The organism is Paracandidimonas lactea (assembly GCF_021653995.1).
Taxonomy (GTDB): domain Bacteria; phylum Pseudomonadota; class Gammaproteobacteria; order Burkholderiales; family Burkholderiaceae_B; genus Allopusillimonas; species Allopusillimonas lactea.
The window spans coordinates 75,261-90,440 of sequence record NZ_JAJJOZ010000007.1; the positions used below are offsets into that span (position 1 = coordinate 75,261).

10 protein-coding genes and 1 other RNA gene are annotated in these 15,180 nt (G+C 64.0%); 3 read left to right on the plus strand and 8 right to left on the minus strand.

All coding sequences use genetic code 11. The features are described 5' to 3' along the window. Positions 1-72: 72 nt before the first annotated feature. The gene (locus LOL23_RS13335; protein ID WP_160978806.1) at positions 73-2,721 is read left to right on the plus strand and encodes a PD-(D/E)XK nuclease family protein; all 2,649 of its coding nucleotides are present in this window, start codon (positions 73-75) and stop codon (positions 2,719-2,721) included. A gap of 1 nt (position 2,722) precedes the next feature. Next, positions 2,723-6,244, plus strand: a complete 3,522-nt coding sequence (locus LOL23_RS13340) for a UvrD-helicase domain-containing protein (protein ID WP_237173733.1) — start codon at positions 2,723-2,725, stop codon at positions 6,242-6,244. A 114-nt stretch (positions 6,245-6,358) separates the two neighbouring features. Here LOL23_RS13340 and LOL23_RS13345 read toward each other — a convergent pair whose 3' ends face one another. The 8 genes from LOL23_RS13345 to tal form a co-directional block, all read right to left on the minus strand. Continuing rightward, a complete protein-coding gene (locus LOL23_RS13345) occupies positions 6,359-7,153 on the minus strand; it encodes an ABC transporter permease (RefSeq protein ID WP_160978810.1) in 795 nt (264 codons plus the stop codon). A gap of 6 nt (positions 7,154-7,159) precedes the next feature. Continuing rightward, positions 7,160-7,969: an ABC transporter ATP-binding protein gene (locus LOL23_RS13350; RefSeq protein WP_160978812.1), complete on the minus strand. Its 810-nt coding sequence runs from the start codon at positions 7,967-7,969 to the stop codon at positions 7,160-7,162. Next, complete coding sequence (locus tag LOL23_RS13355) at positions 7,962-9,002, minus strand: ABC transporter substrate-binding protein (RefSeq protein ID WP_160978814.1); 1,041 nt, start codon at positions 9,000-9,002, stop codon at positions 7,962-7,964. Before LOL23_RS13355 ends, LOL23_RS13350 begins: the two co-directional genes overlap by 8 nt. 103 nt (positions 9,003-9,105) lie before the next feature. Then, on the minus strand, positions 9,106-9,714 hold the full coding sequence (gene recR, locus LOL23_RS13360) for a recombination mediator RecR (RefSeq protein ID WP_237173734.1): 609 nt from the start codon (positions 9,712-9,714) through the stop codon (positions 9,106-9,108). A gap of 13 nt (positions 9,715-9,727) precedes the next feature. Continuing rightward, on the minus strand, positions 9,728-10,054 hold the full coding sequence (locus LOL23_RS13365) for a YbaB/EbfC family nucleoid-associated protein (RefSeq protein ID WP_160978818.1): 327 nt from the start codon (positions 10,052-10,054) through the stop codon (positions 9,728-9,730). Between the two features lie 163 nt (positions 10,055-10,217). Then, complete coding sequence (locus LOL23_RS13370; RefSeq protein ID WP_237173735.1) at positions 10,218-12,371, minus strand: DNA polymerase III subunit gamma/tau; 2,154 nt, start codon at positions 12,369-12,371, stop codon at positions 10,218-10,220. Positions 12,372-12,585: 214 nt separating this feature from the next. Further along, an RNA gene (gene ffs / locus LOL23_RS13375) (signal recognition particle sRNA small type) lies at positions 12,586-12,683 on the minus strand. Positions 12,684-12,843: 160 nt separating this feature from the next. Beyond that, on the minus strand, positions 12,844-13,800 hold the full coding sequence (tal, locus tag LOL23_RS13380) for a transaldolase (protein ID WP_160978822.1): 957 nt from the start codon (positions 13,798-13,800) through the stop codon (positions 12,844-12,846). Positions 13,801-14,022: 222 nt separating this feature from the next. On the opposite strand from tal, the gene carA reads away from it, so the two are divergent. Then, positions 14,023-15,177 (plus strand): glutamine-hydrolyzing carbamoyl-phosphate synthase small subunit, encoded by a 1,155-nt coding sequence (carA, locus tag LOL23_RS13385; protein ID WP_160978824.1) that lies wholly within the window; start codon positions 14,023-14,025, stop codon positions 15,175-15,177. Positions 15,178-15,180 lie beyond the last annotated feature (3 nt).

Below are 15,180 nucleotides of genomic sequence, written 5' to 3' on the forward strand. Positions count from 1 at the left end.
CAGACCGAGGCATAAGCCGAACCGCCTCAGCCGGTAGAATGACTCCTTGTTATTCGCTTACGGTCATTGCCGATGCTTGATTTTCCCGAAATGGGGCTGCAAGCCCTGGGGGCCTTGCCTGCCGACGATGTGTTGGTGCTTACCGTCAACAACCGGTATGCGCGCCGCGTGCTGGCCGATCTGTCGGCTCAGTTGGATGCCGCGCGCAGTGTGATGGCCGTACCAGCCGTGGTGCCCCTGTCCGCCTGGCTGGGGAGGTTGGCGGATGATCTGGCCTTTCTGCCCCAATCGGGCCAAGCCATGCGTCAAGTCGACGCATTTGGCGCGCGGTTGCTTTGGCAGCGGGCTATCGAAGATGCCGAGCCCGAGTATCCCTTGCTGGATATCGCGCAGGCGGCGCGCCTGGCGGCCGACGCCGACCGCTTGATGGATGACTGGCGCATTACGGTGCGTCCGGGGCAGGAGACCCCAGACTACACAAGCTTTCTGCGTTGGCGGGCACGTTACCGCACGCTGTTGCGCGAGATGGATTTCGAAGACGGCAACCAGGCTGCGGAACGGGTGGCAGACAGCTTGTGCGACGGCATGCTGGCGCTGCCGGTGCGCACTATTGTGTTGGCCGGCTTCAATGAGTTGTCGCCACGCATGCGCGGCCTGTTGGATAGCCTGCGCGAGCGCGGGATTACTGTGGCCAGCCTTGCCCAGCCAGGGCAAACCGCGCAGCGCGTCTCGCGCGTGGCAGCCGCCGATCCGGATAGCGAATGGCGGCTGGCCGCTGCCTGGGCGGCGCGGCAACTGGCCGCCAATGCCAACGGCCGCTATGCCATTATCGCCGCCCGGCTCGAAGCCGACGTGGTGCTGGCCCATCGATGCCTGCGTGGGGTGCTGGGTGGCGCCTCTCCCTATAACGTTGCGGTGGCGCGCCCCCTTGCCGACTGGCCGCTGACACGGGCCGCCCTGGCGTGGCTTGCTGTGCTGGCCACGCGGGCGGTTGGCCGTGCGTGGGCGCCCACCGATCTGGGGGCGGCATTGTTGGCCGGTGGGTGTGCGGGTGGTGAGCGCGAGGCAGCCGGCCGTGCTGCGCTTGATGCCTGGTGGCGACGCCGTAAAATCGTGGCGGTGGGCCCCGACGCGCTCAGTGAACAACTGGCGCGGTATACGCCGCAGCTGGCCCAGGCCTGGCGCGCATGCACCGAGGCGCTTGCGAATGCCCATGATGCCGCAACGACAGACGTCTGGGCAACGCGTTTCCGTGGGTGGCTGGACACCCTTGGCTTTCCGGGCGGGGACACGCTCGACAGCCATGCCTACCAGGCGCTGGAGGCATTCGATCGCCTGCTCGACAGCATGGCCCGGCTTGCGCCGGTCATGGGGGTATTGTCGATGGGCCGCGCCGTCGCGCTGTTGCGCCAACTGGCTCGTGAAACGCCGTTTCAGCCCCAGCGCGATCCATCCTCGCGGCTCGACGTGCTGGGCTTTCTGGAGTCCGAAGGTGGGCGTTGGGATGCTGTGTGGGTGCTGGGGCTGACAGACGAAGCGCTGCCTGCGCCGGCCCGGCCCAATCCCTTCGTTCCTCTGGCGGCCCAGCGAGAGGCCGGTGCACCGCGCGCCACGCCGGAGCGTGAACTGCAATGGGCCAAGTCCCTTTATGCTTCCCTCCTCGAATGTGCGCCCGAGGTGGTGCTGTGCCATCCCCAGGCGGAGGGCGAGCGCATATTGCGGCCCAGCCCCTGCATTGCGGAGGTGCCGCTGGCCATCCAGCCGGCAAGCGCGCCTGCGAGTGCCGTGGCTACTTTCGGCAACGTCCTCGAATACGTCGTCGACGATCAAGGCCCGCCTTTGGATGAGGGTGCGCCGACGCGCGGCGGCATAGGCGTCATCGACACCCAGGCCCGCAATCCCCTCTGGGCGTACGCTAAATACCGTCTGGGGGCCAGCGAGCTCGCGCCCTATGCCGAGGTCTTCAACCAGAATAATCGCGGCGAGCTGCTGCACCGCGCGGTCGAACTGGTGTGGCGCATGCTGGGGGCCCAAGAGGCGCTGCACGAACGCACGCTTGAGGGCAGCCTGGACGAGCTCGTGGCCGAGTGCGTGGAGCAGGCCGCACAGGAGTTTTTGGCAAACTACGGCCATACGCTGCGCGCGCTCGAAACTGCCCGAGCCTGCGGGGTGGTGCGAGAATGGCTGGACGTCGAAATGCGTCGCCCGCCGTTCAGCGTCAAGGACGTGGAGCAGGAGTACGCCTGGCGGCACGGGCCGCTGGCGCTCTCGCTGCGCTTGGACCGCATCGACCTTCTGCACGACGGTCGCCTCGCGGTGATCGATTACAAATCGGGCGCGGGCAATATCGATCCGCGCGCAGACTGGATGCGGGCGCGTCCGGTCAATGTGCAATTGCCGTTCTACGCTGCTGTGCTTGCCGAGCACAGCAGCGAGGTCGGCGCTTTGGTGCTGGCGCGTCTGCACGCCAAAGAGATTCAGGCGCGCGGCCTTGAAGACGGCGATTACGGTTTCGAAGGCGTCGCAGGCCTGGATGACTGGCCTGCCTTCAAAGGCCTGGCCTGGCAGGATGTTATGCAGCGCTGGCGCACCACCATCGAAGCGCTTGCCGACGAGTACGCCCAGGGCGTGGCCCGCAATACCAGCCTGCGCGCCGATGACCTGCGCTATTGTGATGTCCGGCCGTTTCTGCGGCTGACCGAACAGTATCCGGAGGAATGACTTGAGCATTCGCCAACCCTCTGACAGCGCCGTGCGCGCTGCCGCGATCGACCCTTCGCAATCCTTCCTGATCCAGGCCCCAGCGGGCTCGGGCAAGACGGAGCTGCTCACCGACCGCATCCTGGCTTTGCTGGCCACTGTCAACAGGCCTGAAGAGATCGTGGCCATCACCTTCACCCGCAAGGCGGCCTCAGAGATGCACGAGCGGGTGTTGGCCAAGCTGCGCGCCGGGGCTGGCCCGGCACCGGGGGAGGCTTATAAGTTGCCGGGCTGGCGCTTGGCGCAACAGGCACTGGCGCGCGACAAGGATCTCGGATGGAGTCTGCTTGACTACCCCGCACGCTTGAGCATACGCACGATCGATTCCTTCTGCGCCTATTTGGTGCGGGCCATGCCTTGGCTCAGCGCCATGGGCGGCGTGCCCGCCATCACCGACCAGGCGCGCGAGCACTACGAAGCGGCCGCCCAGGCCACGCTCGATATGGCGGACGACAACCAGGCTGTAGCTGATTTCATCGCACATCTGGACGTGGACGTCCGCGCCGCGCGCGGCCTGATCGCCGACATGCTCGGCAGCCGCGACCAGTGGCTGCCATTATTGGGCCGAGGCGCCAACAACGAGCAGTTGCTCGAAAGCCTTGCTCGTGCGGTGGCGCAAGATTTGGAGCGTCTGGCCACCGCCATGCCGCCGGGTTGGGCCGACGGTCTGGCGCCAAGCCTGCGGCAGGCCGCCCAGACGCTGGCGGCCGCCGGCGACGACGATGCGAGCCCCTTGCTCGATTGGGACGGGGAACCCTTTGAACCGCATATAGATAGCCTCCCGCAGTGGCAGGCGCTGGCGCAGGCGCTGCTGACCGGCAAGGGCACGCTGCGGCGCACTGTGACCAAAAAACAAGGCTTTGAGCCCAAGACCGCGCACAAGGAAGCGTTTCTGGCCTGGTTGGGCGCGGTGCCCGACGACGAGCCCTGGGTGGGCATGCTCAATGACATCAAGATGGCGCCTCCGGGCGGCTATACCGCCGAGCAGGAGCGTGTGCTGGAAGTGCTGCTGGAGGTGTTATGGCTGGCTGCCGCCCAGCTCAAGCTGCGGTTTGCCGAGATGGCAGAGGTAGACTTCATCGAAATTTCGCAGCGTGCGCTGGAGGCGCTGGGTCGCATCGACGACCCAAGCGATCTGCTGCTGTCGCTGGACAGCAGCATCCGCCACATCCTGGTCGATGAATTCCAGGACACCAGCCAGACGCAGATCCGCTTGCTGGAGTTGTTGACGGCAGGCTGGATGCCGGATGACGGTCATACCCTGTTTCTGGTGGGGGATCCGATGCAATCCATCTATCGTTTTCGCAAGGCAGATGTGGGCGGCTTCTTGAACGTGCGCGACAACGGCTTGGGCACAGTCAGCCTGAAGGCGCTGAACTTGACTGAGAACTTCCGTTCGCAGGGCAACCTGGTGCAATGGGTGAACGACACATGCCTGCCCATTTTCCCGAGCAAGAATCATCCTGGCCTGGGGGCGATTACTTTTACGCGGTCTGTACCGTTCAATGAGCCGGCGCCCGGTCTGGGCGCGGTGTTTCATCCCATCTGGGTTGCGGCGCGGGATGATGATGACGACGACGCTGACGAAAGCGCGCCGCAGGCTGGCGAGGCTGAGGCGCTGGCCGTGTCGCTGGCGCGCCGGGCGCTCGAAAAATATGCGCATAAAGAAAAGCCGGTCGCCGTCCTGGTGCGGGCGCGCGGCCACCTCCAGGGCATGGTGCACCGCCTGGCACAGGAGGGTATCCCCTGCCGGGCGGTGGAACTGGTGACGTTGGAGTCGCGGCAGGTGGTGATAGACCTGGCGCAGCTGGCGCGCGCCCTGGCCCATCCGGCCGACCGCCTGGCCTGGCTGTCGGTCTTGCGGTCGCCGTTGTGCGGGCTGACGCTGGCGTCGCTCCATGCCTTGTTCGGGCACGATCTGAACACCCCGGTGCCGCGCCTGCTGGCGCAGTGGATAGCGGCTGCGGTCGCACCGCCGTCTTATCCGGCACAGTCGGCTCAAACGGCTCAAACGGCTCAAACGGTGACGGCGCACGCGGCGGACGAGGCAACGCAGCCCACTGCACAGCGCGTCGTCCTGCCGCCTGACGAGGCAATGCGGTTGCGGCTGGCTGCCGCTGTATTGCTGGATACGGGCAACGCAGCCGGCACGATTCCCTTTGCCGCTTGGCTGGAGGACTGCTGGGCGCGCCTGGGGGGGCCGGAGATTTACTACCGCAACCCGGGCGATTCCGCCGACGCCGAGCGGCTGTTTCGCCTGATCGAAGATATTGCGCCTTATGGCCAACTCGATCCCGTCGACCTGGAGGCACGTCTGGCACAGTTGTATGCCGCTCCCGAAAACAGCGGCCGCGCTGTGGATGTCATGACCATCCACAAGTCCAAGGGGCTGGAGTTCGAGACTGTGATCATGACCGGCCTGCATCGCCGCCCGCGTGGCGACGTGGCGCCGTTGATGTATTTCGAGCCGCATGGCGACGAAGTACTGCTGGGGCCCATCAAGCCCCGTGTGTCGGCGCAGGCGGACCCGGTGACGGCCTATCTCGCTGCGCGAGAGAAGAAGCGCGCAGCCTACGAAACAGACCGCCTGCTTTACGTGGGCCTGACGCGCGCACGATCCGAACTGCACCTGATCGGCGAAGTTGCCCTTGACGAAGGCGGCCAAGCAAAACGGCCCTCGGCCTCCTCGCTGTTGGGCCGGCTGTGGGATCAACTGGATGTGCCGCCGCCGCCCTCGGCGTTCGGCACACCCGAGGCTGCGCCGGGTGCGGCAAGCGATATGGCATCCCCAGCGCCCGCCGCGTCGCGCCAGCTTTCAACCCAACGCTATTTGGTGCGGCGCGCGCTGGATACGCTGGCCGATGCGCCGCCCGCACCCGCCGCCCGGGTTGGCGCCACCGCCATGCCGTGGAGCTGGCGTGAATCCGCAGGCGCCGAGGCGGTCATCGGCACCGTGGCACACGCCTGGCTGGAGCGCATCGGCAAAGGGGGCGCCGACACCTGGCCGGTCGAACGCGTACGCGAATGCCTGCCCGTCTTTCGCCGCCAGTTGGCACGCGCCGGTTTGCCCGATACCGGCTTGGATGACGCCGCCCAGGCGCTATGCGAAACCTTGATCGCCACGCTTACCAGCGAGCGTGGCCAATGGCTGCTGCGCGTCGCCCAGGCCTACCGCGAATGGTCTCTGCTCGACATCAGTGGACGCGTGTCCATTATTGACCTGGCGATTTCGCAGGAAAACGACTGGCTGGTGGTGGACTACAAGACTGGGGTGCCAAGGCCGGGCGAATCTGCGGCGCAGTACGCCGAGCGCATGCGCGAACGCTACCGCGACCAGATCGAGCGCTATTGCCGGCACGTTACCGCCCTGGATGGCCGTCCCGCGCGCGGAGCACTGTACTTCCCGCGCGCCGACATCTGGGTGGAATATCCGGCGGAGGCGTCGCACGCCGTCGGCGTGCAAGCCATGCTGCCCGGAATGTAGTTAAAGGCTGCCGATCGATTGCCGATCCGTAAGCACGAGGGCTGCTGTCAAGCCCTCAATGCAGGAATGCTGCCTGCCAGGCGCAACGACGGCAGGCAGCCGTCGCTGCACGCATCAGAGCTTTTCCGTCTGGCCCGCCTTGGGTTTCCAGGCCAGCAACCGGTCTTCAAACACGCTGACCAGGCCATCGAGCACCAGGGCGAACACAGTTAGCACCACAATGCCGGCAAACACGGTATTGACATCCAACGTGCCTTCGGCTTGCAGGATCAGGTAGCCTACGCCGCTGGCCGAGCCGAGATACTCGCCCACCACAGCGCCCACGAAAGCCAGGCCTACCGAAGTATGCAGGCTGGAGAATACCCAACTGGTTGCGGAGGGGATATAGACATGGCGCAGCAACTGCTTGCGGTTTGCGCCCAGCATGCGGGCGTTGTCCAGCAGGGTGGAGGGCACTTCGCGCACACCTTGGTACACATTGAAGAACACAATGAAGAACACCAGCGTTACCGCAAGCGCCACCTTGGACCAGATCCCCAGGCCAAACCACATGCCGAAGATCGGCGCCAGAATCACGCGCGGCATCGAGTTGAGCGCGGTGATGTAGGGGTCGAGCAGGGCGCTGGCGCCTGGGGACAGGCCCAGCCACAGGCCAATGGCCAGCCCGGCGATCGTGCCGATGGCAAACGCCAGCATGGTTTCGGCAAGGGTGACGCCCAAGTGCTGGTAAATATCGGCGTTGGTGACGAACCAGGCCCAAATCACTTTGGCGACTTCGACGGGTTGACCGAAGAAGAACGCGAAATTGTTGTTGCGCGATGCCAGGTGCCAGGAGACCAGCACGATAAGCAGCAACAGCACTTGCCAGAAGCGCAGGGACAGGTTGGTTGATTTTTTGGAGGAAGACATTGTTGTTCAGGCCCGTTTCTGCTGGGCGTAGCCCTTGAGTACTTCTTCGCGCAAAACATCCCAGATCGCCGTATGCAGTTCGATGAAACGCGGGTTGTTGCGCACTTCGGCCACATCGCGCGGACGCGGAATATCGATCTGGAACTCACCGATGGGGTGGGTGGCGGGGCCGGCCGACAGCACGACGACGCGGTCGCTCATGGCGATTGCTTCGTCCAGGTCGTGTGTGATGAACAGTACGGCCTTGCGTTTGGCCATCCAGATCTCGAGCACTTCGTTCTCCATCAACTGGCGGGTCTGGATGTCCAGCGCGGAGAACGGCTCGTCCATAAGGATAATGTCGGGGTCGCGAATCAGCGTTTGGGCCAGCATTGCGCGTTTGCGCATGCCGCCCGACATCTGGTGCGGATAGCGGTTTTCGAAGCCGCCCAGGCCGACGCGGCGCAGCCATTCGCGGCCGCGTTGGTCGGCCTCGGATGGCGCCACGCCCGCGAATTCCAGGCCAGCCACCACGTTCGAGAGTGCATCGCGCCAGGGCATGAGTGCTTCGCCCTGGAACATATAGCCGGCACGCGCATTCACACCCTTGAGCTCTTCACCGAATACGCGCACGCTGCCCGAGGAAGGGGCCAGCAGACCCGCCCCCACATTGAGCAGCGTGGACTTGCCGCACCCCGTGGGGCCCACCACTGACACGAACTCGCCCGGCGCGATCTTAATGGTTGCGTCCTTGACGGCGGTGTAGCTTTTTCCGCCGCCCTCATTGGACGCGAAAGTACAGGTTATGTTGTCGAGAGAAAGCGCTGCTTCAGGCATTGGGGTATTTCTTATTGGCCTTGATTACGAAGTCGTTCGTCCAAACCTTGGAGATATCGATCTTGTCGGCGGGGAAGTTGGGCACATAGGCAGCCAGGGCGTTCAAGGCGGTCTTGGGGCCGTCTTCGGGCACCATGCCGTCTGCGGAGAGGGCTTCCATATTGCCCTTGAGCGCCAGCTTGTACAGATCGATGTCGCCCAGCAGGTATTTTTCGGGCACTGTCTTGGCGATTACTTCGGGGCTGTTCGCATGGATCCACTTGTCGGCGCGCACGATGGCATTGGCCAGCGCTTGGGCGGTGTTGGGATGTTCGTCGATGAACTTCTGCGACGTGTACAGGCAGCCGGAGGGCATATTGCCGCCGAAAATCGCCTTGGTGTCTTTAATGGTGCGCGTGTCGGCGATGATAGTGATTGCGTCTTCTTTGAGCAGCGTGCTGATCACTGGGTCGAGGTTGGCAATGGCGTCGATCTGGCCCGTGCGCAGCGCGGTAATGGCACCAGCGCCGGCTCCGACGCCGATGTACGACACCTCGTTGGGCTTGACGCCGTGCTTGTCCAGGAAAAAGCTGGCCATCATGTTGGTGGAAGAGCCCGGTGCGGTCACACCGATTTTCTTGCCCTTCAGATCGGCGGGCGATTTGTAGCCTGCCATGGTCTTTTTGGAGATCGCCAGCACGATCATCGGTGCCGCGCCTTGCTGCGCGAAGGCACGGTAGGCCTGGCCCTTGGACTGCAGCGTGATGGTGTGCTCGAAGGCGCCTGAAACGACATCGGCGCTGCCGCCCACCACTGCCTGCAGGGCTTTTGAGCCGCCGGCAAAGTCGACAATCTTGGCGTCCAGGCCTTCGTCCTTGAAATAGCCGTTGATGTGTGCGATCGACAAAGGCAGGTAGTAGATCAGCGCCTGGCCGCCCACAGCGATGGTGACGTCTTTCTTTTCGAGTTGCTGGGCTTTTGCCATGGCTGGCGCGAACGTGGCTGCGCCGGCTACGCCTGCCATTTTGAGTAGGTCGCGACGGGTGATGGACATATCGGTATCTCCGGAATTGGTTTTTGTGCTTGTTATAGTACTGTAGAAACGACTGGTAACGTAAAGCCCGGCCGGGCATGCGCCCGCCTACCGCCGGGCGCACTTACGTGCTGCGCCGCTCCATCAGCGCCCAGGCGATGGTGCCTGCATCCACGTACTCAAGCTCGCTGCCGGCGGGTACGCCGCGCGCCAGCCGGCTCACCGACAGCCCTTGCTCGCGCAGCAGTTCGGCCAGGTAATGCGCGGTGGTTTCGCCTTCGGCCGTGAAGTTGGTGGCGAGGATGACTTCCTTGACCATGCCGTCGCCTGCGCGCTTGAGCAGGCGGTCAAATTGCAGCTCGCGCGGGCCCACGCCTTCCAGGGGGGCCAGGCGGCCCATCAGCACGTAGTACAGGCCACGGTAGCCGTGGCTGGACTCGATCATGTTTTGATCGGCCGGCGTTTCCACAATGCACAGCAGCGAGGCGTCGCGCTTCGGGTTGGCACAGGTAGGGCACACTTCATCTTCGGAAAAGCCATTGCAGCGCGTGCAATGGCGCAGGTCGTGTACCGCGGCCGCCAGGGCCCGGCTGAGCTGGTCCGCACCATTACGGTCGTGTTGCATCAAGTGGTAGGCCATGCGGCGCGCCGAACGCACGCCCACGCCAGGCAGGCAACGCAGCGATTCGATCAGGGCCTTGAGCGGTTCGGGCTCGGGCAATTGGGCGTCCATGCGACACCGCCTGTCAGAAGGGGAGCTTCATCCCGGGAGGCAGCGGCATACCAGCGGTGACGGCTGACATTTTTTCCTGAGCCGTTGCTTCTGCCTTGCGTAGGGCATCGTTGAATGCCGCCGCGACCAGGTCTTCGAGCATATCTTTGTCGTCGCCCAAAAGCGAAGGATCAATGGTGACGCGCTTGACGTCGTTGCGGCAGGTCATGGATACCTTGACCAGGCCGCCGCCGGCCGCGCCGTCTACAACGATGTCCGCCAGCGCTTCCTGCGCCTTTTTCATGTTTTCCTGCATTTGCTGCGCCTGGCGCATCAAGCCGGCAATCTGGCCTTTCATCATGATGAGTGCTTCCTGAGTAAAGAAAATTCGAAGGTTATATTTTGGTGACGTCTTTGACGCAACTGTCGTTAAACTGTAGTTAAACTGTAGCGAATTTCGCCGATACGTCTTGCTTGGGGCGCTACGGGCATGGTGCGCGGGCGGTGCCGCCATCGGCTACCGATCAGGCTGCTTTTTCCTCCGCAGCGCTGATCGACCCGGGCACGACTTGCGCGCCGAAATCGCTGATAAGCGACTGCACAAACGGGTCTTGCCCGACAGCCTGCTCCGCTTCCTTCTGCCGCTCCGCGCGCCGTGCCTGGGCTACCGCATGGGCGGTTTCGTCGCCCGTATGACCAAACACGACATCAAGTTGGACTGCCGTGCCGAAGTGTTCGGACAGCACTGTGCGCAGCCGCGCCTTGCCCTGGATCTCGGTGAGCGAGCGGATGGCGACCCGCAGGCGCACCGCGTCGCCCTGCGCACCCAGCCATTCGCTTTGGCGGGCGAGCTCTGCCGCGAGGCCCGACAGCGGCAATTGTGCCGCAAGGGCCGGCCATTCGCCGGATGTCATGCTGCTCAGCCGCGGCGTCTTGCTTTTCTTGCGCGCCGGGGGGGTGATGCCGGGCGGTAATACCGTTTCGCCGGCGGCCTCGCGCAAGGCAAACCCGCCGGGCATGTCATTGGCGCCGTCATCATCGTCGTCCATGCCGGCTGGTACGAAGCGCGCGTCGTCGTAGTACGACTCGTCTTCAGACCGCATGGTTTCAAAATCGTCGTTTCCCGCATCCACGCTTTGCACGGCTTCTATGCTGCTTGCGGCACCCGCGGGCGCCGTGGGAGAAACCGGGGGCCGAATGCGTGTGGCCGGCGTGGAGGTAGTGGCCGGCGTCACCGCCAGGGCGGCATTGGCGCCCTTGGCCTGCGGGTCGTCCTCCCATGCGGGGATGTCGTTCAGAGCTGGTACGGGCGTTTCGGACGCGGGTGCGCTTGCGTTGGTCTGCGAAGCATTCTGTGTGCTTGCCGAATGCTCGCCTTTGATGCTTGCAGGCGAGGCGGCAGCAGGTGGGGCGGCAGCATGTGCGGTTGCCGCCGTCGCGGGTGCGGCCGCGGAGAGGGGCGGTGGGACAGGCGCGGCCGAGGCTGTTGTGGCTGCCGTCGCTGATGTTGCGGCGGAGGCGCCAGTGCTTGCGCCTGGCGCCACGGTGGGCGGCGATGCAGGCTGCGGCTTGGCGCTGGCGGGCGGTGTTGTGCCGGCCGGGAGGAGCGACAGCATGCGCAGGCAGGCCATGACGAAGCCAGCGTACTCATCCGGTGCCAGCGACAGCTCGCCGCGGCTATGCACGGCGACCGCGTAGAACAACTGAAGCGCGTCGGCCTGCAGTAATGACGCCAAGCTGGCAATGTCGGCCGCGAGCGGGTCGTCGGCCGGCGTGGTGCCGGGCAGCCGTTGTTCGATTGCGACGCGCGACAGCAACACAGCCAGATCGCCCAGCGCGCCCGAGTAGGAGAGGCCGCGCACGGCGAGTTCGTCGGCGACCGCCAGCACCTGTGTGGCATCGCCTTGCGCCAGCGCCTGGAGCAGGGTGACGAGGTGGCGCTGATCTATCGTGCCCAACATACCCTGCACCGCGTCGCCCGTGAGGTTGCCGGCGCTGTACGCAATGGCTTGGTCGGTGAGGGATAGCGCGTCGCGCATTGAGCCCGCCGCCGCCTGCGCCAGCAGACGCAGGGCGGGGGTTTCGTACTGTATTTGTTCTTGGTCTAGCACGCCCTGAAGGTGGCCCACGATGGCTTCTGCCGTCATCTGCTTCAGGTTGAACTGCAGGCAGCGTGACAGCACCGTAACGGGGATCTTCTGCGGATCGGTGGTGGCAAGGATAAACTTGACGTGCGGTGGTGGCTCTTCCAGCGTCTTGAGCATGGCGTTGAACGCATGGCCCGTGAGCATGTGCACTTCGTCGATCATATAGACCTTGAAGCGCCCGCTTCCCGGCGCATAGACGGCCTGCTCCAGCAATTGAGTCATTTCGTCCACACCGCGGTTCGAGGCGGCGTCGAGCTCGACATAATCGACAAAGCGGCCGGCGTCGATCTCGGTGCAGGCCTGGCAGACGCCGCAGGGTGTTGCGGTAATACCGGTTTCGCAGTTGAGCGACTTGGCCAGGATGCGCGACAGCGTTGTCTTGCCGACGCCGCGCGTGCCGGTGAACAGCCAGGCGTGGTGCAGCCGCTGGGTGGACAATGCGTGCGTGAGGGCGCGCACGACGTGATCCTGACCGATCAGCGTGTCGAACGACCGAGGCCGCCATTTGCGCGCAAGTACCAGATATGTCATGCGAAAAAGCCGGTAACCCGAAAGGCAAACAGAAAGTGTACCTGATTGGTACCCGCCATGGCGCCTGGCGAGGCTGGGTGGCGTGGGTAGGGCACTTGCGTGCCTGAGCGGAGGGTGGGGGGGCGGGTAGGGCGCGTAGCGCGGCTGCCTGGGGCGCCTACTGATTTTAAGGGCCGCTGGGCTGGCCTGGCGGCTAGCCCCGACCCTAAAAATGAGAGGCGAGCCTTACTTCGGCACTGATTCTGAACGGCTGTGGCTGCTTCGTTCCCGACCTGACCAGATTCACCGTCGAACCATGCGAAGGGGCCCGCCAGATACATTCTAGCAGGTGTGCGGCCCGCGCGCTCGAAAGATCCGCGCGCAAAGCATTGGGTGCGTACCTGCAGGGGGCGAGCGGCGGGCGGGGAACGGTGGGCGGGGGCGAGCGGGCCAGGAAGGAGCCGGTGTAGCCAGGCCCCCGGGGCGCTTGTACTTACCCGCGCGCTTTGGCGATTAGTTGGTCGAGCTCTACCGCGTCGGCGGCGAACTTGCGGATACCTTCGGCCAGCTTTTCGGTGGCCATCGCATCCTGGTTCAACCCGGTACGGAAGGCCACTTCATTGCTGGCCTGCCATTCAGGTGCATTGTGACGGGCGCTGTCGGGGTCTAGCTGGCGCGTCAGGGGTTCGGTGCTGGCCGATAGCTCGCCCAGCAGCTCGGGGCTGATGGTGAGCAGGTCGCATCCAGCCAGGGCTCGGATCTGCCCGATATTGCGGAAACTGGCACCCATGATTTCGGTGCGGATGTCGTAAGCCTTGTAGTAATCGTAAATGCGGCGTACAGACTGCACGCCAGGATCATTGGCGCCGCTGGAAGCGGCTTCGTCCCATTTTGCGCCGGCGTCTTTCTTGTACCAATCGTAGATGCGGCCCACAAAGGGCGAAACCAGTTGCGCCTTGGCCTGCGCGCAGGCCAAGGCTTGAGGCAGGCAGAACAGCAGCGTCATGTTGCAGCGTATGCCTTCGGACTGCAGCACTTTGGCGGCCTGCACGCCTTCCCAGGTGGAAGCCAGCTTGATCAATACGCGCTCGCGGTCTATGCCTCGACGCTTGTACATGGCAACAATCTGGCGCGCGCGCTCAATGCTGGCCTGCGTATCGAAAGACAGCCTGGCATCCACTTCGGTGGACACGCGGCCCGGGATGATGTTCAGTATCTCGTGGCCGAAGGCGACCAGCACCTGGCTGGCCAGCTCGGGCAGCGAGACGCTCCGATGGTCGGTGATCACCTGTTGCACGAGCTCGCGGTTTTCTTCCTGCTTCACCGCCTTCAGGATCAAGGACGGGTTGGTGGTTGCGTCCGTGGGCCGGTAGGTGCGCATGGTAGCGAAATCACCGCTGTCGGCGACAACCGTGGTGAACTGGCGTAGGGTTTCAAGCTGGCTGGTCATTGCGGCGCACGGTCTCTGTTCAATAAGGTTGCTGAAAACCTTTACTGTAGAGCATTTTTCCGCGCGGGGTGTTATGGCTTGCGTCACGCGGGGGCTTCGCGAAACGGCTGAAAAAGGGCGCGGGGCAGGCACAGCAACGCTGCCCCGGGTTTTTTTGGAGGCGCAATCGCTCTCAAGTATAATAGGAAGGTTTAATTATTGACTTTATATCCGGGGTTTACAGTGCTGCCGTCACTCTTTTCCGAGGGGGCCAACGGGTCTCCTCCTGCAATTCTTGCTTTGGCCGACGGTACCATCTTCAGGGGTGTCTCGATCGGCGCCGATGGTCATTGCGTCGCCGAAATCGTCTTCAACACGTCCATGACGGGCTACCAGGAGATCCTTACCGATCCCAGCTACGACGGCCAGATCGTAACACTTACGTATCCACACATCGGCAATACCGGCGTCAACGAAGAAGACGTCGAATCCGCCAAAATCCACGCCGCGGGCCTGGTCGTGCGCGACTGCTCGCTGCGCGTCTCCAATTTCCGCGCTACCAAGTCGCTGCCCGAATACCTCAAGGCGCAGGGGGTGGTGGGCATTGCGGGTATCGATACCCGCAAGCTCACGCGCATTTTGCGCGACGGCGGGGCGCAGGGCGCCTGCATCCTGGTGGGCGACGACGCCAACCGCGCGCTTGAACTGGCCCGCAGCTTCCCCGGTATGTCGGGGCAGGATCTCGCCCGCAAGGTGTCCCTGAAGCAAAGCCGCAGCTGGGAAGAAGGCACATGGAAGCTCGGCGAAGGCTACACCAGGCCCGAAACCGGCGCGTACCATGTCGTGGCCTACGACTACGGCGTCAAGTCCAATATCCTGCGCCTGCTGGCCGACCGCGGCTGCCGCATCACGCTGGTGCCGGCTGAAACCCCCGTGGCTGACATCCTCGCCCTCAATCCCGATGGTCTGTTCCTGTCCAACGGCCCTGGCGACCCGGAGCCTTGCACCTACGCCATCGACACCGCCAAGGCCGCCATCGAGCGCAAGATACCGCTGTTCGGCATCTGCCTTGGCCAGCAGATCATGGGCCTGGCCATGCACGGCAAAACCATCAAGATGAAAACCGGTCATCACGGCGCCAACCACCCGGTGCAAGATCTGGACACCGGGCGCGTCTTCATCACCAGCCAGAACCACGGCTTCAATGTCGACCCGCAAACCCTGCCGGCCAATGTGCGCGTCACGCACGTCTCGCTCTTCGACGGCACGCTGCAGGGCTTCGAGCTTACCGACGCGCCCGCCTTCTGTTTCCAGGGGCACCCTGAAGCCAGCCCCGGCCCGCACGACATCGTTGTGCTCTTCGATAAATTCATCAGCCTCATGGCCGGTCAAAAATAATTC

Coding starts and splice junctions, on each gene's coding strand:
- LOL23_RS13370 (WP_237173735.1), bottom strand. CDS start 12,371: ATGACATATCTGGTACTTGCGCGCAAATGGCGGCCTCGGTCGTTCGAC.
- LOL23_RS13355 (WP_160978814.1), bottom strand. CDS start 9,002: ATGTCCATCACCCGTCGCGACCTACTCAAAATGGCAGGCGTAGCCGGC.
- LOL23_RS13345 (WP_160978810.1), bottom strand. CDS start 7,153: ATGTCTTCCTCCAAAAAATCAACCAACCTGTCCCTGCGCTTCTGGCAA.
- tal (WP_160978822.1), bottom strand. CDS start 13,800: ATGACCAGCCAGCTTGAAACCCTACGCCAGTTCACCACGGTTGTCGCC.
- LOL23_RS13335 (WP_160978806.1), top strand. CDS start 73: ATGCTTGATTTTCCCGAAATGGGGCTGCAAGCCCTGGGGGCCTTGCCT.
- recR (WP_237173734.1), bottom strand. CDS start 9,714: ATGGACGCCCAATTGCCCGAGCCCGAACCGCTCAAGGCCCTGATCGAA.
- LOL23_RS13350 (WP_160978812.1), bottom strand. CDS start 7,969: ATGCCTGAAGCAGCGCTTTCTCTCGACAACATAACCTGTACTTTCGCG.
- LOL23_RS13365 (WP_160978818.1), bottom strand. CDS start 10,054: ATGATGAAAGGCCAGATTGCCGGCTTGATGCGCCAGGCGCAGCAAATG.